The sequence below is a fragment of the Microbacterium sp. NPDC087665 genome (genome assembly GCF_044743285.1).
Lineage (GTDB): Bacteria > Actinomycetota > Actinomycetes > Actinomycetales > Microbacteriaceae > Microbacterium.
Genome location: NZ_JBIUWD010000001.1, coordinates 469,071 through 487,499 on the forward strand (window position 1 = coordinate 469,071; position 18,429 = coordinate 487,499).

Consider the following 18,429-nt stretch of genomic DNA (forward strand, 5'->3'; position numbering starts at 1 on the left):
GATTTGTTAACAGGGTTGTGCACCCCTGTGAATAACACCCGTGTAATTCTCCCCAGGCTGTGGAGAGACCTGTGGATAACTCCTCGCCATGGCTTCTCGCCGTCGTCACGGGCAACGCGAAAGGCCCCCCGCTGAGCGAGGGGCCTTCGGAAAGACGAGAGAGTGGGCGGTTCAGCGCCAGCGCGTGGTCATGAGGAAGCCGATCAGGGCGATGCCGAGACCGATACCGAGGTTCCAGTTTCCGAGGCCTGGAATCGGGAACTGCTGGCCCGAGATGTAGAACACCAGGATCCAGGCGAGGCCGAGCAGCATGAAGCCGATCATCACCGGCTTGAACCAGACGGCGTTGGGAGCGGCGTCGCCTTCGGCGCGCTCGACGACGGGTTCTTCAGCGTTGCGGTCTCGTGCCATATCAGCAGTGTACCGAACACCGGCGTCCACACCGAGATCGGATGCTCCGCCGAACCCCTGATCGCTCGGCAATACCACAGGACAACCGGATAAGATCGCGCCATGACTGCATCTGTCGTGCCTGGGGGGCGACGCGCGCGACGGTCACGGCCACGATCGCGCGCGACATTCGCAAGTGTGCTCGGCGAGCTTCTGCTCACCGCCGGAGTGCTCGTTCTGCTGTTCGTCGCGTGGCAGATGTGGATCGGCGACATCATCATCGCGGCGCAGAAGAACGACGAGGGTGCCGCCGTCTCGGCGGAGTGGGCCGCGGGCCCGGCTCCCGAGCTGCCTCCCCTCATCGAAGCCGATGACGGCACCACCTACTACGAGCCCGTGATTCCGGCGGCCCCCGCCGACACGCAGCAGCTCGGCCAGATGCACATCCCGCGGTTCGGCGCCGACTACAACTTCGGCATCTACGGCGGCACGACCCGCGCACGCACGCTCGACAACCTCGGCATCGGCGTCTACACGAACTCGAAGATGCCCGGCGAGGTCGGCAACTTCGCGATGGCGGGTCACCGCACGACCTGGGGCAAGCCGTTCAATCAGCTCGACAAGCTGCAGATCAACGATGCCATCGTGGTCGAGACGCCCGACGGGTGGTACACCTACCGCTTCCGCACGCTCGAGTACGTGAAGCCCACGCAGACCGACGTGCTCGCCGACGTGCCGCAGATGCCCGAGGTTGCCACGGGCGAGCGGTACATCACCCTCACGGCCTGCTCGCCGCTGTACTCGCTGGCCGAGCGCATCGTCGCGTACGGGGTGTTCGAGAGCTTCCAACCCCGCGCCGAGGGACCGCCGAAAGCCCTCACCGACCCGCCGCCCCCGCCGGCGGCACCGTCCATCTAGAGAGCCACGAGGAGAACCGATGTACGCCGCAATCTGGCGCCTGCTGCCCGGCCCGTGGTTCGTTCGACTGCTGATCGTGCTGATCGTCGTCGCCGCCATCCTCTACGGTCTGTTCTTCTTCGTGTTCCCGTGGGTCAGCCCGTTCATCAACCCGGGCGAAGTCGACCTCGAATGACCCGGGTGCTCGTGGTCGACAACCACGACAGCTTCGTGCACACCCTCGTCGGATACCTGCACGAACTCGGCGCCGAAACGCAGATGATCGAGTCGGATGCCGTCGACACGGCGCACCTCGAGGCGATGCTGCCGCAGTTCGACGCGCTCCTGCTCTCTCCCGGGCCCGGCACCCCTGCGGATGCGGGCGTCTCGCTCGACGCGGTGCGCCTCGCGGCGGAACGACGGATGCCGCTGCTCGGCGTCTGCCTCGGGCACCAGACGATCGGCGAGGCGTTCGGTGCCCCCGTGACCGAGGCGCCCGAGCTGATGCATGGCATGGTGTCGCCGGTCGAGCACGACGGGTCTGCGCTGTTCGACGGCATCCCTTCGCCCTTCGATGCCGGTCGGTACCACTCGCTCGGGCTCGCGGCATCCGCTCTCCCGCCCGAGCTCACGGTGACGGCGCGAGCCGACACGGGAGCCGTCATGGGAATCGCGCACCGCGAGCTGCCGATTCTGGGCGTGCAGTTCCACCCCGAGAGCGTGCTCACGCAGGGCGGCTACCGCCTTCTCGCGAACTGGCTCTCGCTGTGCGGTGACACCGATGCGGTGGCGCGGGCGAAGAGCCTGCACCCGGTGGCCTAAGCCCGTCGGGCTGCCGGCCCTTCGTCTCGCTTCGCTCGCTCAGGAACCGGTCGGTGCTATCCGCCGGTGCAGAACCGCAGCTCGACCGCCGAGTGCACGGGCACGTCTCCGGGCGGCACCGACATCGATGCGACCGTCGTCGGGTTGGTGGCCGGGCAATCGGCCGCCTCGACGGGTGTCGCCGTGAGGCCGAGCGACTCGAGGTTCGCGGTCGCCGCGGCGACGGTCCATCCCGCGAGGTCTGTCAGTGTGACCTTTCCGCTGGCGACGACGAGATTCACGACGGTGCCCGGCGGCACCTCGGCATCGGCCTTCTCGCTCGACGTGATCACCGTGTCGCCGGCGAGGTTTTTGTCGTTGCGTTGATTGACCGTGCCGAGTTCGAGGCCGGCGGCGCTGAGCGCCTTCTTTGCGTCTTCCAACCCCATGCCCTCGATCAGCGGGACCTTCACCTTCTCTTGCCCGGTCGAGACGTAGACGGTGACCAGCTGGCCCTTGTCGACGGCGACCCCGGCTTGCGGATCGGTGCGGATGACGTTGCCCTCGGTGATCTCGGCGTTCGGTTCGAGCACCAGCTTGGCCGAGAGCTCGAGTTCGGCGAGATCGGACTGCGCCCGCTCCGACGAGACGTTCACGAGATCGGGCACGATCCGAGCCGACGGTGCCACCTCGGGGGTGCGCATCGTGACGACCCAGAAGAGAACAGAGGCGATGAGCACCGCAAGCAGAGCGACGCCCGCCCAGATCCAGGCCACGGGAGGGCCGGACTGCGTGCGCGTCATCGTCGTGTCGGTGCTGAGCTGACGCAGCGACCGTGCGGTCTCCTGAGCCTGACGAGGGCTCGGACCGTAGAGCTCGCTGGTGAGCGCGCCGAGCTGCTTGCGCGTGGGGGCATTGCCCGTCACGGCCTCGTCGAGCGCGGCACGGAAGTGCGCAGCATCCGGATACCGCTGGTACGGGTCTTTCGCGAGGGCCCGCAGCACGATCGGATCGAGGGCGCCCGGCGACTCCTCGTTGATCTCGGTCGGCGGCACCGGGGTCTCGCTGACGTGCTGGTACGCGACCGCGACGGGTGATTCACCGCGGAACGGCTGGCGTCCGGTCAGCAGCTCGTAGAGCACCACACCGGTCGAGTACAGGTCGGCGCGCGCGTCGACCGGCTCGCCCTTCGCCTGCTCGGGCGAGAAGTACGCGGCCGTGCCGATGATCTGCGTGGTCTCGGCGACCGTCGACGACGAGTCGGAGACGGCTCGGGCGATGCCGAAGTCCATCACCTTGACCTTGCCGTCGGGGGTCACCATGACGTTGCCCGGCTTGATGTCGCGGTGCACGACGCCCGCGCGGTGCGAGTAGTCGAGTGCTTCGAGGATGCCATCGGTGTATCGCACCGCATCGTCGAGGGGAACCGGCCCCTCGGCGATGATCTCCTTGAGAAGCTTTCCCTTGACCAGCTCCATGACGATGTAGGGCGGGTCGTCGGATCCGTCGGTGGAGGAGTCGCCGGCGTCGAAGACGCGCACGATCGAGGGGTGCGACATGCGAGACGCCGCTTGCGCCTCGAGGCGGAACCGCGTGCGGAACGCGGTGTCACGAGCTAGGTCGGGGTCGAGGATCTTGATCGCGACCTCGCGGCCGAGAGTGAGATCTTGACCCCGATAGACCTTCGCCATTCCGCCGTGACCGATGAGCTCGTCGACGCGGTACCTACCCGCGAGCACGCGTGGCTCTGTGGACACGGATGACCCCCCTGGATCTACGACTGTGAATGGTGTGGAAGTACAGGCTACTCGCCGTCGCCGTCGGTTCCCGGATCGGGGACGGCGGCGATGATCGTGCCCGACTGGCCCTGCGGCGAGACCTCGGAAGCACGGTCTCCGCAGAAGGCGCGGTAGGTCGCGGTGACGACCTGTCCTGCCTTGCCGGCGTCGACCGTGATCTGGGCTGTGCGGGGAGGTGATGCGTTCGGGTCGAAGTTCAGCACCGTTGCACCGCCGCTGAAGGTGGCGTTGGTGAGCGTCACCTCGTACGACGAGAGGGTGCCGGTACCGGACGGGCAGGTGAAAGCGGTCCAGTTGACAGTGGCGGGCTTTCCCTCTGTGACAGGACTCGAGAACGTGGGCGCGTTCTGCGGCTTGCCCACGGGGGTCTGCGCGGCGTATAGCGTGAGCGTGATCGCCGAGCCCGGAGCGACCGAACCGCGAGGTTCGACGCGTTCGACGGCGCCCTCAAGGTCGGCCGAGGGAGCCGTGGTCGAGCCGGTGACGCAGTTCGGTTCGAGACCGGCGTCGCGCGCTGCCGCCATCGCGGCGTCGCACGTCATGCCCACGAGACCGAGGGCATCGATGTCGACCGGCTCCGGTTCGGGGGTCTCGGTCTCGGTCGGCGTCGGCTTGGGCGTGACAGAAGTGGTCGGCTTGGGCGTCGGGTCGGCCTCGTCTTCGCCGGCGTTCGACAGGGTCCAGATCGTTCCGACGATGAGGCCCACGAGCAACACGATCAGCGCCACGAGCGGCCACGTCCACGGGCTGCGCTTCTTCTTCTTGGTCTCGTCGCCCTCTTCGGGCTCGCCGGCCGGAAGCTGCGCCGTGGTCGGCAGTACGCGGGTCGCGCCCTCGTCGCCGGATGCCGTGAGGATGCGGGTCGCGTCATCGGGCGCCACACCGCCGTTCGCGATCGCGGGAACGGCGATCGCGGCGGAGTTGAGGTCGCCACGTCGCAGGGCCTGAGCCGCGCGCGCCACGGTCGCCGAAGACGACGGGCGATCGCTCGGCTTCTTCGCGATCATCGCCATGACGAGGTTCTGCACCGGGATCGGCACGGTCGGCGGCAGCGGCGGCGGCTGCTCGTTGATCTGCGCCATCGCGATCGCCACCTGCGACTCGCCCGTGAACGGACGCTTACCCGCGAGGCACTCGTACGCGACGATACCCAGCGAGTAGGTGTCGGTCGCCGGCGACGCCGGGTGACCGGATGCCTGCTCGGGCGAGAGGTACTGCACGGTGCCCATGACCTGACCGGTGGCGGTCAGCGGCACCTGGTCGGCGATGCGTGCGATGCCGAAGTCGGTGATCTTGACGCGGCCGTCGGGCGTGATCAGCAGGTTTCCGGGCTTGATGTCACGGTGCACGAGACCGGCGGCATGCGCCGCCTGCAGGGCGGATGCCGTCTGGGCGACGATGTCGAGCGTCTTGTCGGCGCTCAGCGCACCGTCGCGCTCGAGCACGGTCGAAAGCGCCTCGCCGGGCACGAGCTCCATGACGAGATAGGCGCTGCCGTTCTCCTCGCCGTAATCGAACACACTCGCGATGCCCTCATGGTTGACGAGTGCTGCGTGACGGGCCTCTGCGCGGAAGCGCTCGAGGAACCCCGGATCACCCATGTACTCGTCTTTGAGGATCTTGATCGCGACGGTACGTCCGATGACGTGATCCGTCGCCTCCCAGACCTCGCCCATGCCACCGATCGCGATTCGCGATTGCAGCTCGTAACGACCACCGAACGACACACCCTGCGTCGGCCTCATCTGCCCAGCACCGCCTCTATGACCATCTTTGCAATCGGAGCGGCGATCGTGTCGCCGGATCCGGATTGTCCCTGTCCGCCGCCGTCTTCGACGACGACTGCTACTGCAACCGCGGGGTCGTCCGCCGGCGCGAAGCCGGTGAACCACAACGTATGCGGCCTGTTTCCGTTCTCAGCGGTGCCGGTCTTACCGGCCACGTCGATCCCGTCTATTCTTGCACCCTGCGCAGCTCCTGATGAGACGCTCGCGACCATGGCGTCGGTGACCTCGTCGGCGACGTCGGCCTCGAGGGCCCGACCGAACTCGGTGTTGTCGAACGACCGCACGACCGACAGGTCGTTGCCGATGACGGCGTCCACCATCTGCGGGTTCATCACGACCCCGTCGTTGGCGATGCCGGCGGCCACCATGGCGATCTGCAGGGGCGTCGCGGTGACCTGACCCTGACCGAATCCGGTCAGGGCGGTCTGCGCGTCGTCGAGGGCCCGCGGGTAACTCGACGCGGTGGATTCCAGCGGCGTCTCGAAGCTGCGATTGAAGCCGAACTTCTCGGCCATCTCGCGGATCGCGTCGTCACCGAGCTCGACGGCGAGTTCTGCCATCGGGATGTTGCAGCTGAGGCGGATCGCCTCGGCGATCGTGACCGTGTCGCCGGGTCCGCAGGCGCTGCCCCACGCGTTGGAAACGCGGTTCGACGATCCCGGCAGCGTGTAGACCGCGGGGTTGGGGAGGGTCGAGTCGGGGGTGAAGTTGCCGCTGGCGTAGGCCGCTGCGGCGACGACGAGCTTGAACGTCGAGCCGGGCGGGTTGAGGTCGCCGGCGATCGCGCGGTTGTACAGCGGCTTCAGCGGATCGTCGACGAGCTGGTCGTACGTCGAGTTCGCGGCATCCGCATCGTGCGTGGCCATGAGGTTCGTGTCGAAACCGGGCGTCGAGACCATCGCCAGGATGCGCCCGGTCTTCGGCTCGATCGCGATCACGGCACCCTTCTTGTCTCCGAGGGCGTCGTACGCGGCCTTCTGCACGGCGGCGTCGAGCGAGAGCTCGACGCTGAAGCCGCGCGCCGGCTGCCCCGAGAAGATGCGCTCGATCTCGGCGAAGAAGGCGTTCGATCCGGTGCCCGACAGGTCGGCGTTCATCGCGTGCTCGATGCCCGTGCTGGAGCCGAGCGCGGGGTTGAAGTAACCCGTGACCGGCGCCCACATGGCGGCATCCGAGTACACGCGTTGGAATTTGTACGTGTCATCGCTCGGCACCGACGAGGCGATCGAGATGCCGTCGACGATGATCGCGCCGCGCTGGATCTCGTAGCTCTCGAGCTGCGTGCGCTTGTTGTGCGGATTCTGGGCGAGGCTATCGGCCTCGACGACCTGGATCCAGCTCACGGAGACGAACAGCGCGATGAACATGAACAGCATCACGATGCTGAGACGGCGGAGTTCCTTCGTCATCCGATCACCACCCTCGGTTGGCGGCGGACGCCGTCGGATATCCGTAGCAGCAGTGCGACGATGAGCCAGTTCGCGACGAGTGAGGATCCACCGGCGGCGAGGAACGGAGTGGTGAGGCCGGTCAGGGGGATCAACCGCGTCACGCCGCCGAACATGATGAACACCTGCAGCACGATCGTGAACGACAGACCCAGAGCGAGCAGCTTGCCGAAGTCGTCTTGACCGGCGAGTCCGATGCGCACGCCGCGGCTCGCGAACACCATGTACAGCGCCAGGATCGCGAAGAGCCCGATCAGGCCGATCTCCTCGCCGAGGCTCGTGATGATGTAGTCGCTGTGCGCGAGAGGTGTCTTCTCAGGCAGGCCCTGACCCCAACCGGTGCCGACGAGACCGCCGCGTGCGAGGCCGAAGAGCCCCTGCATGGGCTGGTAGCCGACGCCGTCGGGGTCGACCTGGTTCGGGTCGAAGAGGAACAGCCAGTTGATGAAGCGGCCGCGCACATAGCTGAGGATCTGCGTCGCGAGCGCGACACCGGCGACCACGAGGGTGAGGCCGATGACCACCCAGCTCGTCTTGCCCGTGGCGACGTAGAGCATCGCGACGAACATGCCGAAGATCAGGGTTCCGGTACCGAGGTCGCGCTGGATCACGATGATACCGAGCGAGATTGCCCACACCACCAGCACCGGGCCGAGTTCGCGCATGCGCGGCCACGTCATGCCGAGGAAGCGCGTGCCGACCGAGGTCAGGCTCTCGCGCGTGCGCACCAGGTAGCCGGCGAAGAAGATGGCGAGGCAGATCTTGGCCAGCTCACCGGGCTGGAAGGCGAAGGCGCCGCCGAGCGACACCCACACGGCCGCGTTCGCATCGGGGATGCGCAGACCGGGAACGAACGGCAGCAGCAGCAGCAGGATGCCGGCGAGGCCGAAGATGTACGTGTACCGGAACAGCACCCGGTAGTTGCGCAGCAGGATCACGACGGCGATCGCACCGGCGAGGGAGATCGCCGTCCAGGCGAGCTGCTTCGTCGAGTACGCGTTCCACCCGGTGAGGCTCTTCGCGATGTCGATGCGGTAGATCATCGCGATGCCGAGACCGGTGAGGAGCGTGGCGATCGGCACGACGAACGGGTCGGCGTCGGACGCCACGATGCGCAGGGTGATGTGCAGGGCGAACGCGAGCACGGCCAGGCCGCCGCCGATCGCCAGGATCATCGGGTCGATCGTGCCCAGGGCCCCCAGCTGCACGAGCGTGAGCGAGGCCCCCGCGATCAGCACGGCGAACAGCAGCAACCAGAACTCGCGATTGCGCTGCTTCTGGGGCGTGCGCAGGCGCTTGAGCGCCTTGATCACGCTCGTGTCGGCGGAGACGTCGGCGCTCATCCCTCACCGCCGTCGGGGGTCTCGGTCGGCAGGGGAGTGGGCAGCGGGGTCGGCAGAACATTGGCCTCGGCGCCGGCGCGCAGGCGCTCGACGATGGCCATGGCATCCGACAACGAGCGCGCGGTGATGGTGCTCTCGACGGACGCCCGCTGGTACTCGGGCAGGTTCGCGAGCAGGATGTCGGTGTCTTCCACCGGCGTCGACAGCGTGATCGGGCCGATGTTCTGCTGTACGCCCTGGAAGATCACGACGCTGTCGTCGTCGGCGCCGATGAAGTAGCGCGTCTGCGTCCAGCTGTAGGCCGCGAAGGCGGCGACGCCGAGCATGGCGAGCACCAGGAGCATCCCGGCGATCCATCCGACGCGGCGACGCGTCGCGCGTCGGCGGTCTTCCTCGATGAGCTCCTCGAGGTATTCGGGAGCGGGCTCGAAGTGGCTGGGCTCGTTGGCGGCCTGGCGCACGGGGTGCAGCCAGTTGCCGCGCGGTGCGCGCACGGGCGGGACGATCACGCCCGACGGGTTCGATGCCGCCCCGACGATCGTCGGGGTGCCGGAGGAGAGCGGATGCTGTCCGCCCACGTCGACCAGCACGATCGTGACGTTGTCGGGAGCACCACCGTCGAGGGCCTGCTTGAGCAGGTTGTCGGCCGTGCGGCCCGGGGCCATGCCCAGGCGCATTGCCTTGAGGATGCGGGTCTCGTCGACGACGCCGGAGAGGCCGTCGGAGCAGAGCAGCCAGCGGTCGCCCGGCTGCGTCGGCATGACGAACATGTCGAGCTCGGGGTCGGCATCCATATCGCTGAGCACGCGCATGAGCACGGATCGGCGGGGGTGGTAGCGCGCCTCTTCGGGCGTGATGCGGCCCGAGTCGACGAGGCGCTGCACGAAGGTGTGGTCGGCGGTGATCTGCGTGACCACGTCGTCGCGGTAGAGATAGATGCGCGAGTCGCCGATGTGGCCGATCACGGCGTAGTCGTCGACCATGATGATCGCGCTGACCGTGGTGCCGAGCCCGGCGAGTTCCGGGCGCTCCTTGGCGGCACGGATCAGGTCGCCGGCAGCCGTCGTCGCCGCGGCCTGCAGCGAGGCCTGGGCGTCGTCGGTCGAGGCGTAGGCCTGATCGAGGGGCTGCAGACGCTGGATCGCGATGCTCGACGCGACGTCACCACCGGCGTGGCCGCCCATGCCGTCAGCGACGGCGAACAGGTTCGCTCCGGAGTAACCGGAGTCCTGGTTGTTGGAGCGGATCTTCCCGGTGTGGGAGATCGCGGCACTCGAGCCTTCGAAGACCATGCCCGCGTCAGGCTCGCAGCTCGAAGGTCGTGGCGCCCACCTTGATCGGCGTGCCGAGCGAGAGGGAGACGGGCGCGCCGGTCACGCGCTGGCCGGCGACGAACGTGCCGTTGGTGGAGTCGAGGTCCTGCACCGCCCAGGCGTCACCGCGCAGCAGCAGGCGCGCGTGGTGGCTGGAGGTGTAGTCATCGCGGATGACGAGCGCCGATTCGCTGGAGCGGCCGATGGTGAGAGCATCCGTGCCCAAAGGCAGCTCGAGACCCGCCTTCGGGCCCGACGTGATGACCAGCCGCTTAGCGGTGGCGACCGTCGCAGGTCCGGTGTTGGCAGGCCGTGCGGAGGCCGGCTTCGTCGCGGCGGGTTTGGGCGCCGCTGCCGGAGCAGACGCGCCGGCCGTCGCCTCGGCGGGAAGCTTGCGCACGCGCACACCGAACAGGTCGGCGCGCAGCGAGTACACCACCCCGAACACGAAGAACCACATCAGGATCAAGAACCCGATGCGGAGAAGGAGAAGAGTCAGTTCACTCATTGAATGCTCCCGAAGGCGCGCGTCGCGTCGCCGCCGGCGCGCGAGGGCGCAGCCTGGGGGACGATGCGGAAGACGAGATCGGTGCGACCGATCGTGATGGTCGTGTCGGTGGGGAGGGCCGCTTCACGCAGCTTGTTCCCGTTGACCTTCGTGCCGTTCGTGGAACCGAGGTCGCGCATCATGGCGCGCTCGCCGTCCCACAGGATCTCGGCGTGCTTGCGGCTCGATCCGGCATCGGCGATCGTGATGTCGGCATCCGTGCCGCGTCCGATGACCGTGCGGGCACTGGTGATGCGGTGACGGCGGCCGTCGACGTCGACCACGGCGTCCCAGCTCACACGACCCTCGACGGTGCCCGAGCTGACGCGCACCGTGCCGGTCGCGATCTTGTCGTCGCCCTCGAGAGCGATCGAGAGCGGGCCAGAAAAGCTGTAGCCCTGCGCCTTGGAGTGCTTGGTGAGAAGAGCATGCAGTTCATCGGTGAGCGCGCCGCCGAGCGAGCGCATGCGCTCGGCATCGTCGGTGCTCAGACGCACGACGTAGTTGTTCGGCGCGATGATGCGGTCGCGGCTGACGACAGCCGCCTTCGTGTCGGCCTCACGCCGAAGCGCCGAAGCGATCTCCACCGGCTGGATACCGCTGCGGAAGGTCTTCGCGAAGGCGCTGTTCACAGCGCGCTCGAGACCTTTCTCAAAGCTGTCAAGTAGTCCCACTGGGCTCCTCTGGCATGCCAACCGGTAGGGACATCGTAGCCAGGTGTGCTGAAAGTCCGCCCCGCCGGGAGGTTGTGGCGGCGTAATCATGCGGGAATCGGCGGCTGTGACGGGTGGGGGAGCGGTCAGACCCGCCCTGGTTTCTTCGGGGGTCTGGACGCGTGATATCCTCGGGAAGTTGAGTTCTTCGGAGCGAAACACTCGCGCGAGTGGCGGAATGGTAGACGCGCTGGCTTCAGGTGCCAGTGTCCTTACGGGCGTGGGGGTTCAAGTCCCCCCTCGCGCACAGCGAGTGAAAAGGCCCGGTCAGATGACCGGGCCTTTTTCGTGTCCGGTCATCTGAAGTCGGGCGGTGGTGGTGGAGCGAGCGGGGGAAGGCCCGCCTCTAAAAGGTTCGCCACTCGGTCGTACGTCCGCGGCCGATGCCGTCGGGGAGAAAGATCTTGGCTTTATCGTTCACCCAGTTCAGCGGCGAGCCGCGTTCCTTCGCCACCTCGACTGCGACGGCTTCGACATCCTGGAACGGAGTGACGGGACCATCGACGCCGGTCGATCGCCGTCGATGATGTCGTCTCGCGTCAGAACGCTCGACATGATTCTCCAGGAGCTTGCGAGCGTGTCACACGCTCGCAAGCTCGCCTTCTTCAATGGCGATGCCGCGTCGGAGGAACTCCCGCGGCACTTGGGTCCGATCCGCGGAGACCGGAAGCGGACGCGCGCTCCGCTGAGGCTCCCATACGGAAGCCGGGTCGCCCAGGCGCGTCGTAACCCATGACGGGATGGGGGCGGACGCCTGATTTAAGCGGAGTTCCAGGAGCGCGGCGATGGCATCGAGCCACCGAGATGCCGACTGATCGGGTTCTTCGGCGGAAAGGAGCACGCGTGTCACGGGATCTGCGGAGGCGAGATCGTCGGCGAGCTGGATGAACCGCCGGTATGCCACAGGGAACTGGCCCAGGGATTCCGCCTCCACGATCTCTTCCGCGGCGCGCGCGGCAGACGAACGCCCTTGTGTGGCAACGGGGATCAGCTCGATACCGATGGCGAACGCGAGCCGATCCACCGTCGAGGTGGTGGGGTCGCGGTGTCCGTTCTCGATGGCGCTGAGATTGCCGGCGCCGACTCCCGATCGCGATGCGATGGTTCGAAGGGAAGCGCCCGAGCGTCGTCTGGCCCGGCGCAACGAACGTGCGATGCTCATGCGACCTCCCCGTGTTCTCTAATACGATAACAGTTCGATGGGGAGCGGCGGCGTCAGCTCTCCGTATAGCTCCACTCGGGCTTGCCGCCGGCGGCGTTCGAGGTCACGCTGCGACCGATGATGAGGAATCGCGCCTCCTCTGGGGCGACGGGGCAGTGCTCGACCCCTTGCGGAACAGTGAAGAGGTCGCCCGGACCGAGCTCCACATCCTCGTCGCGCAGCTGCACGATCAGTTTTCCCGACAGCACCAGGAACGTCTCGTCCTGATCGTCATGGCTGTGCCAGCGCGTCGAGTCGATGCCCTTCGCGACCTTGAGCAGAGTGCCGTTCGACTCCTGCAGGACTCGCTGCGACCAGAACTCGGTCAGCGTCGCGGTCTCGTCGAACACATTGTGCTTGTGCATCCTCCAACGATGGCCCGGCCGCGAGAGGGAGGCCAGGGGCCGGGCTGCCATCCGCCGTGCGAATTCCGCCCGACTCGGGTGGGGAAGGATCCGCACCTACGCCGGGCTCCACGCGGCATCGGGCCCGACCGCCGCGGACACCTTGCGGCTGATCGTGCCGAGCTGTCGGGCCTGAGCATCCGTGAGCGCGTCGAAGACGAGGCGACGCACGAGAGCCTGGTGGCCGGGCGTCGATTCGGCGACCTTCTCTTCGCCGGCATCCGTCAGCACGCCGAGCGTGAAGCGCCCATCGGTCGGGTCGATCTCGCGACGCACCCAGCCCTTGGAGTCGAGGCGGGAGATGGCGCGCGACAGTCGCGACAGGGTGCAGCTCGCGTACGAGGCGAGCACGCTGAGCCGCAGGGTGCGCTCGGGTGTGCTGTGCAGGGCGAAGAGGATGCCGTGCTCGAAGTGCGTGAGGCCGCTGTCGCGCTGCAACTGCGCGTCGAGAGCGGTGGGCAGGCGCTCGAGCAGAGTCGCGACGGATGCCCAGATCTCGAGCTCGTCGCGGCTCAGTGCATCGTCGTCCTTCGTCATCGCCATGGCTTCAGGCTACCGTTGCTGACTTGCCCGGACAAGTGAATGAGCGTACCGTGACTTGCTCAGGCAAGTGAAAGGGCGACCATCATGGATCTGCGACTCGCAGGCAAGAAGGCATTCATCAGCGGTTCGAGCCAGGGGATCGGTTACGCGATCGCCGCAGCGCTCGCCGCCGAGGGAGTGCAGGTGACGTTGAACGGACGCGACGCCGCGCGTCTCGACACCGCCGTCGCTCGGCTTCGTGAGGAGCATCCGCACTCGAACCCGACCGGCCTCGTCGCCGACTTCGCGAAGCCCGACGAGGTGTCTCGGCTGTTGGTCGAACTCGGCGACGTCGACATCCTGGTCAACAACGTCGGCCTGTTCGGCCTGGCCGAATTCGGCGCGGTCGACGACGACGAGTGGGCGCGCTACTTCGATGTCAACGTCATGAGCGCCGTGCGACTGTCGCGGCACGTGCTCGGCGGGATGCTCGAACGCGGCTGGGGCCGCATCGTCTCGATCAGCAGCGAATCGGGCGTCAACGTGCCCGCCGACATGGTGCACTACGGCGTGACGAAGGCGGCGATGATCGCCCTGAACAACGGCCTGGCCAAGCTCACCCGCGGCACCGAGGTCACCGTCAACACAGTGCTCGGCGGACCCACGTACTCCGACGGCGTCGCGGCGACCGTGGCCGCGGTGGCCGACGCCCAGTCGCTGCCGACCGACGCCATGAAACAGGCGATCATCGGCCAGAACCGTACGACGCTGCTCGAGCGCTTCCTCGACCCGGCCGAGATCGCGAACCTCGTCGCCTATCTCGCGAGCCCGCTGGCCTCGGCCACCAACGGCGCGGCGGTCCGAGGCGACGGGGGAGTGCTCACCGGCATGTTGTGACTCGTGGCGCAACCGAGCGGGTCAGATCAGACGGCGCACTCTTCGGACTGCTCCGTGATGATCCATCCGGTCGCGGAGCGGGCCATCACGACGGTGCCGCAGTCGCCCGAGTCGACATAGGTCACGAAGAGGGTGGCATCGGATTCGCTCTGCTCCTGCACCGACACCTCGACCTCGGCGCTCTGACCCGTCGCACGATAGAGCTCGGCGGTGGCGGTGATCATCTCGTCGCAGGTGCTGACCTGAAACGGTCCGCTGCTGTTCAGCTCGGCGATCATCCGGGCGGCGAGCTCTTCAGAGATGCCGGCGCATGCCTTCTCGGCGTCTGGAGCTCGCGACGCGTCGATCCAGGCAAGGAAGGTCTCGACCGGGCCGAGCGGGGTGACCTCGTCCGGGGTGGGCTGCGGAGCGGTCGACGGCGCGGATGTCACGATCGGCGCGGTCGTATCCTGCGGGGAGGCGGGTGCGGCGCAGGCGCTCATCATCAGCCCGGCGGCCACGAGGACCGCCCCCATCATGACTGCGCGCCGACGACCGAGAATCACCCGATCATCATGCCACTCGCCCCCCCCGCCGCTGCATCCCGGGCAGACTGGAACGAGCATCCGCGAATCCGGGAGAAGTAATGTCAGATCAGCCTCGTAAGGCACCCACCCAGGCCGTTCTCACCGTGCAGGAGGTGGAGCAGGTCAGTCCCGAACTGATCCGCATCACTGCCGGCGGTGACGGCTACGAGGCGTTCAACGACAACATCTATACCGACAAGTACGTGAAGATCCTCTTCGCCAACCCGCGTCACGGTCTCGTTCCGCCGTACGATCTGGCGCAGCTGCGCGACGAGAGCCCCGAGAAGCTCCCGACCCGGCGCACGTACACGATCCGCGCGTCCGACCCCGCTGCGCGTCGACTCGTCATCGACTTCGTCGTGCACGGTGACGAGGGTGTCGCCGGCCCCTGGGCACGCAACGCGCAGCCCGGAGACACGCTCGTCGTGAGCGGCGCCGGTGGAAGCTACCTGCCCGAGCCGAGCGCGCCCTGGCACCTGCTCATCGGCGACCACACGGCTCTGCCCGCGATCTCATCGGCCATCGAAGCGATGGATGCGGATGCCGTCGGCCACGTGCTCCTCTCGATCGCCGATGCGGCCGACCGCGTGCTGCCGGAGGTGCCGGCGGGAGTGAACCTGCGCTGGACCGAGACCGACGACGGGCTGCTGAGCGCGCTCGAAGAACTCCCGTGGGCCGAGGGCACTCCCTGGGTCTTCGCGCACGGTGAGCGCGGCACGATCAAGCAGGTGCGCGCTCTGCTGAAGCAGCGCGAGGTGCCGCGCGAGTCGCTGTCGATCTCGGCCTACTGGGCGCGGGGCCGCGCCGAAGACCAGTTCCAGGCCGAGAAGCGCGAGCCGATCGGGCAGATCGAGTAGTCCCGGCATCCGGGGTCGGCATCCGGCATCCGGCATCCGTTCCGGCATCCGCCTTCCGTCATTCAGGAGGAGATCGGCACCGGGGAGGACGAACGCGGGCGGATGCTCCTCCCGACTGCCGATCTCCTCCCGAACGCCGGCTCAGTATCATCAGGGGAACGCGCGCGCTTGCGCGCTGACCGAAGGGGCCCGTTGACCATGACCGTCGTGCGCCTGGGCCGCCCGACGCCGTGGCGCGGCATCATCGTCAGCCTGATCATGGGCGTCGGCGCGACAGCCGTCGGTTCGGTCTTCGCGCTGTTCAGTTCGCATCCCGAAAACACGCCGCTTCTGCTGCTGTTCCTGCTCATCCCGGTGATCGTCACCCCGCTGCTCATCGTGCTCAACCAGTACGCGGAGTTCGACCCGCAGACCGGCCTCATCCGCATCAATGGCGCGCCTCCCGTGCCGCTCTCACGCATCGACCGTGCCCGAACGATGACCTTCCGCGGTGTCAGTACCCTCGACCTCGGCATCGGCCCGACCCGCAAAGAGCGTTTCATCGTGGCCAACGGTCCGTTCGGCAGCCCGCGCATCGAGCGCGACTGGGTGCGCCACCTGTTGCCGTACACCGGTCTCCCGCGCCGCGGCCATGTGCTCGGCGATGCGTTCAGCACGCGACATCTGCGCTCGGCGACCCTCGAAGACGCCACGGTGTTCGCGCACGAGTGGCTCAAGTAGCTCCACGCCGGGCGCAACATCCGGGGCGCATGCACCCCAGTAGGGTGGCGGGATGAGCGCACTGGTGAATGGCGACGACGCGTGACCGCTGCTGCGGGCTGGTACCCGGACGCATCCGGCACCCCACGCTGGTGGGATGGCGTTCAGTGGGTCGACGTCGCACCTACGGTCGGGCCGACGAGTCCGCCGCACGTGCCTGCGGGAACCAGCTCGCATACGACCTGGATATGGCTCGTCGTCTTGCTCCCACTGCTCACCCTGGTTCCGATGATCGGCTACCTCGACCATCTGCAACGCAGCATGGTGGATCTCGTGGCGTCGATCCCGACCGACGGGTCGCCTCCGAACCCCGAGTTGATCGTCGGTGCACCACTCGATCTCATCTTCACGCCGTGGTACCTGGTCGCGCTCGTGGTCGGATGGGTCACGTCGGCGCTCTGCATCTGGTCCGCATACCTCGATACCCGCGTACTCGCCGAGCGTGGTTTCGTGCGTCCGTTCGCGTGGTGGTGGATGTTCATCTCTCCGCTGGCCTACGTGATCGGCCGCCACGTCGTCGTCCGTCGCCGTGGAGGGAGCGGCCCGGCACCTCTCATCGTGACCGTCGTCATCCAGGTAGCAGTGTTTGCGCTCGTCATGGTGTGGGCGTTCGTCTGGAGTGGGCAGCTGGTGGCGACCATCCTCGAGAAGGTGGCGGCCTAGGCTCCTTCCTCCGCACTGCCGCCCCGTCGGTGCCCTGTGAGACGATCGGAACGACCGACGACAGGACGGAAAGCGGATGCTCGACACCACAGACAGCGTGAAGCTCGGCCGATCGGGGCTGCGTATCTCCCCCGTGGTGCTGGGATGCATGAGTTTCGGGGCTCCCGACCGCGGCACGCACGGCTGGTCGCTGAACGAGGAGTCGAGCAGGCCTCTCATCCGGCAGGCGCTCGAGGCCGGGATCACCACGTTCGACACGGCCGATGTCTACTCCGACGGCACGAGCGAGGAATTCGTCGGCCGCGCGCTCGGCGACTTCGCCCACCGCGACGAGATCGTGATCGCCACGAAGGTGCACGGGCGCATGGGCCACGGCGCCAACCAGGCAGGCCTCAGCCGCGCGCACATCCTCTCGGGCATCGACGCGAGCCTGCGTCGCCTCGGCACCGACTACGTCGACCTCTACCAGATCCACCGGTGGGACCCCGAGGTGCCCATCGAAGAGACCATGCAGGCGCTGCACGACATCGTGCGCTCGGGCAAGGCCCGCTACATCGGCGCCTCGTCGATGTGGGCGTGGCAGTTCGCGAAGGCGCAGCACGTCGCCGTGCAGAACGGATGGACGCCCTTCGTCTCGATGCAAGACCAGTACAACCTGCTGCAGCGCGAAGAAGAGCGCGAGATGCACCCGTTCTGCCTCGACTCGGGCGTCGGTGTGCTGCCCTGGTCGCCGCTCGCACGCGGTCGTCTGACGCGCGATTGGGACGAGAAGACCGCACGCACGGCGACGGATGCTTTCGGCGCGACCCTCTATCACCGCGAAGAGGAGTCGAACCGGGCCATCGTCGACGCTGTCGCGCGCGTGGCTTCTGAGCGAGGCGTCTCCCGCGCGCAGATCGCGCTCGCCTGGGTCGCTCAGCAGTCGGCCGTCACCGCGCCGATCGTCGGCGCCACCCGTGCCAGTCATATCGATGACGCGGTCGCCGCCGCCGGCATCCGTCTGGAAGCATCCGAACTCGAAGCACTCGGGAGCGCCTACACGCCGCGCGAGGCCGAAGGATTCTGAGGAGTGCCATGACGACGTCGCGCACCCGCCGCCGTGCCACGCTGACCGCGCTCGCCGCAGGGGCGTTGCTGCTCACCGGATGCGTCCATTCGCCGATCGATGATGTGCTCGAGAGCGGCACGGCGGTGGAGCTGCCGAACAGCTTGGCCGAGGAGCAGAGCGGGCTCGTGGAGCTCGACACGGCGAGGTTGCTGGGCGAGGATTCCGAAGGGCGTCGGTTCCACGTGGCGAGAGGCGGCGACACGTACGGAGCGACGAACACGATCTGTCTGATCGTCGACGGGCTGGCCACCGGCCCGATGACGGGATGCGGCGCCCTCCCGCTCGAGATCGCATCCGACGAGGTTCGGGTCGTGCTCACCTACGACCCCGACCTCGGTGCCGATGACGACGACGCTGAACGAGTGGGCGACTACGTCGTCGTCTTCGACTGAGCGAATCGCCGCTCGCTGAGCG

21 protein-coding genes and 1 tRNA gene are annotated in these 18,429 nt (G+C 67.5%); 10 read left to right on the top strand and 12 right to left on the bottom strand.

The window, feature by feature from the left end:
- Positions 1-171: 171 nt before the first annotated feature.
- On the bottom strand, positions 172-411 hold the full coding sequence (locus ACIOSY_RS02255; protein ID WP_400848326.1) for a cell division protein CrgA: 240 nt from the start codon (positions 409-411) through the stop codon (positions 172-174).
- A gap of 102 nt (positions 412-513) precedes the next feature.
- On the opposite strand from ACIOSY_RS02255, the gene ACIOSY_RS02260 reads away from it, so the two are divergent.
- Genes ACIOSY_RS02260 through ACIOSY_RS02270 form a run of 3 tightly spaced genes read left to right on the top strand, consistent with a single transcriptional unit; the run spans position 514 to position 2,109 of the window.
- Positions 514-1,308 carry a class E sortase gene (locus tag ACIOSY_RS02260; RefSeq protein WP_400848329.1) on the top strand — a complete coding sequence of 265 codons (795 nt, stop codon included), beginning with the start codon at positions 514-516 and terminating at the stop codon, positions 1,306-1,308.
- Positions 1,309-1,327: 19 nt separating this feature from the next.
- Positions 1,328-1,483: a hypothetical protein gene (locus ACIOSY_RS02265; protein ID WP_400848332.1), complete on the top strand. Its 156-nt coding sequence runs from the start codon at positions 1,328-1,330 to the stop codon at positions 1,481-1,483.
- Positions 1,480-2,109: an anthranilate synthase component II gene (locus ACIOSY_RS02270; RefSeq protein WP_400848335.1), complete on the top strand. Its 630-nt coding sequence runs from the start codon at positions 1,480-1,482 to the stop codon at positions 2,107-2,109. The genes ACIOSY_RS02265 and ACIOSY_RS02270 overlap by 4 nt, the downstream gene beginning before the upstream one ends.
- A gap of 56 nt (positions 2,110-2,165) precedes the next feature.
- Here ACIOSY_RS02270 and pknB read toward each other — a convergent pair whose 3' ends face one another.
- The 7 genes from pknB to ACIOSY_RS02305 are packed head-to-tail and all read right to left on the bottom strand — an operon-like array spanning position 2,166 to position 10,999.
- Positions 2,166-3,845 (bottom strand): Stk1 family PASTA domain-containing Ser/Thr kinase, encoded by a 1,680-nt coding sequence (gene pknB, locus ACIOSY_RS02275; protein WP_400848338.1) that lies wholly within the window; start codon positions 3,843-3,845, stop codon positions 2,166-2,168.
- A gap of 47 nt (positions 3,846-3,892) precedes the next feature.
- Positions 3,893-5,632 (bottom strand): protein kinase, encoded by a 1,740-nt coding sequence (locus tag ACIOSY_RS02280; protein ID WP_400848341.1) that lies wholly within the window; start codon positions 5,630-5,632, stop codon positions 3,893-3,895.
- Positions 5,629-7,083 carry a peptidoglycan D,D-transpeptidase FtsI family protein gene (locus tag ACIOSY_RS02285; protein WP_400848344.1) on the bottom strand — a complete coding sequence of 485 codons (1,455 nt, stop codon included), beginning with the start codon at positions 7,081-7,083 and terminating at the stop codon, positions 5,629-5,631. The genes ACIOSY_RS02280 and ACIOSY_RS02285 overlap by 4 nt, the downstream gene beginning before the upstream one ends.
- Entirely contained in the window at positions 7,080-8,465 is a 1,386-nt protein-coding gene (locus tag ACIOSY_RS02290; protein WP_400848347.1) for an FtsW/RodA/SpoVE family cell cycle protein, read from the bottom strand. Before ACIOSY_RS02290 ends, ACIOSY_RS02285 begins: the two co-directional genes overlap by 4 nt.
- Complete coding sequence (locus ACIOSY_RS02295) at positions 8,462-9,757, bottom strand: PP2C family protein-serine/threonine phosphatase (RefSeq protein ID WP_400848350.1); 1,296 nt, start codon at positions 9,755-9,757, stop codon at positions 8,462-8,464. Before ACIOSY_RS02295 ends, ACIOSY_RS02290 begins: the two co-directional genes overlap by 4 nt.
- Before the next feature lie 7 nt (positions 9,758-9,764).
- A complete protein-coding gene (locus ACIOSY_RS02300; RefSeq protein ID WP_400848353.1) occupies positions 9,765-10,286 on the bottom strand; it encodes an FHA domain-containing protein in 522 nt (173 codons plus the stop codon).
- The gene (locus ACIOSY_RS02305) at positions 10,283-10,999 is read right to left on the bottom strand and encodes an FhaA domain-containing protein (protein ID WP_400848356.1); all 717 of its coding nucleotides are present in this window, start codon (positions 10,997-10,999) and stop codon (positions 10,283-10,285) included. The genes ACIOSY_RS02300 and ACIOSY_RS02305 overlap by 4 nt, the downstream gene beginning before the upstream one ends.
- A 203-nt stretch (positions 11,000-11,202) precedes the next feature.
- Between ACIOSY_RS02305 and ACIOSY_RS02310 the strand changes: the two genes are divergently transcribed.
- A tRNA-Leu gene (locus tag ACIOSY_RS02310) sits at positions 11,203-11,285 on the top strand.
- A gap of 333 nt (positions 11,286-11,618) precedes the next feature.
- Here ACIOSY_RS02310 and ACIOSY_RS02315 read toward each other — a convergent pair.
- The 3 genes from ACIOSY_RS02315 to ACIOSY_RS02325 all read right to left on the bottom strand — a co-directional run bounded on the left by ACIOSY_RS02315 (position 11,619) and on the right by ACIOSY_RS02325 (position 13,186).
- Entirely contained in the window at positions 11,619-12,200 is a 582-nt protein-coding gene (locus ACIOSY_RS02315; RefSeq protein WP_400848359.1) for a helix-turn-helix domain-containing protein, read from the bottom strand.
- A gap of 53 nt (positions 12,201-12,253) precedes the next feature.
- Entirely contained in the window at positions 12,254-12,604 is a 351-nt protein-coding gene (locus ACIOSY_RS02320; protein WP_400848362.1) for a cupin domain-containing protein, read from the bottom strand.
- A 96-nt stretch (positions 12,605-12,700) separates the two neighbouring features.
- On the bottom strand, positions 12,701-13,186 hold the full coding sequence (locus ACIOSY_RS02325; protein WP_400848365.1) for a MarR family winged helix-turn-helix transcriptional regulator: 486 nt from the start codon (positions 13,184-13,186) through the stop codon (positions 12,701-12,703).
- 84 nt (positions 13,187-13,270) lie between these two features.
- Here ACIOSY_RS02325 and ACIOSY_RS02330 point away from each other — a divergent pair, with 84 nt between their 5' ends.
- Entirely contained in the window at positions 13,271-14,062 is a 792-nt protein-coding gene (locus ACIOSY_RS02330) for an SDR family NAD(P)-dependent oxidoreductase (RefSeq protein WP_400848368.1), read from the top strand.
- A gap of 26 nt (positions 14,063-14,088) precedes the next feature.
- Here ACIOSY_RS02330 and ACIOSY_RS02335 read toward each other — a convergent pair whose 3' ends face one another.
- On the bottom strand, positions 14,089-14,580 hold the full coding sequence (locus tag ACIOSY_RS02335; protein WP_400848371.1) for a hypothetical protein: 492 nt from the start codon (positions 14,578-14,580) through the stop codon (positions 14,089-14,091).
- Between the two features lie 107 nt (positions 14,581-14,687).
- Here ACIOSY_RS02335 and ACIOSY_RS02340 point away from each other — a divergent pair, with 107 nt between their 5' ends.
- The 5 genes from ACIOSY_RS02340 (at position 14,688) to ACIOSY_RS02360 (ending at position 18,407) form a co-directional block, all read left to right on the top strand.
- Entirely contained in the window at positions 14,688-15,485 is a 798-nt protein-coding gene (locus ACIOSY_RS02340; RefSeq protein WP_400848374.1) for a siderophore-interacting protein, read from the top strand.
- 192 nt (positions 15,486-15,677) lie between these two features.
- A complete protein-coding gene (locus ACIOSY_RS02345; protein WP_400848377.1) occupies positions 15,678-16,205 on the top strand; it encodes a hypothetical protein in 528 nt (175 codons plus the stop codon).
- Positions 16,206-16,286: 81 nt separating this feature from the next.
- Positions 16,287-16,907 (top strand): DUF2510 domain-containing protein, encoded by a 621-nt coding sequence (locus tag ACIOSY_RS02350; protein WP_400848380.1) that lies wholly within the window; start codon positions 16,287-16,289, stop codon positions 16,905-16,907.
- 76 nt (positions 16,908-16,983) lie between these two features.
- Complete coding sequence (locus ACIOSY_RS02355) at positions 16,984-17,973, top strand: aldo/keto reductase (RefSeq protein WP_400848383.1); 990 nt, start codon at positions 16,984-16,986, stop codon at positions 17,971-17,973.
- 8 nt (positions 17,974-17,981) lie between these two features.
- The gene (locus ACIOSY_RS02360) at positions 17,982-18,407 is read left to right on the top strand and encodes a hypothetical protein (RefSeq protein ID WP_400848386.1); all 426 of its coding nucleotides are present in this window, start codon (positions 17,982-17,984) and stop codon (positions 18,405-18,407) included.
- Positions 18,408-18,429 lie beyond the last annotated feature (22 nt).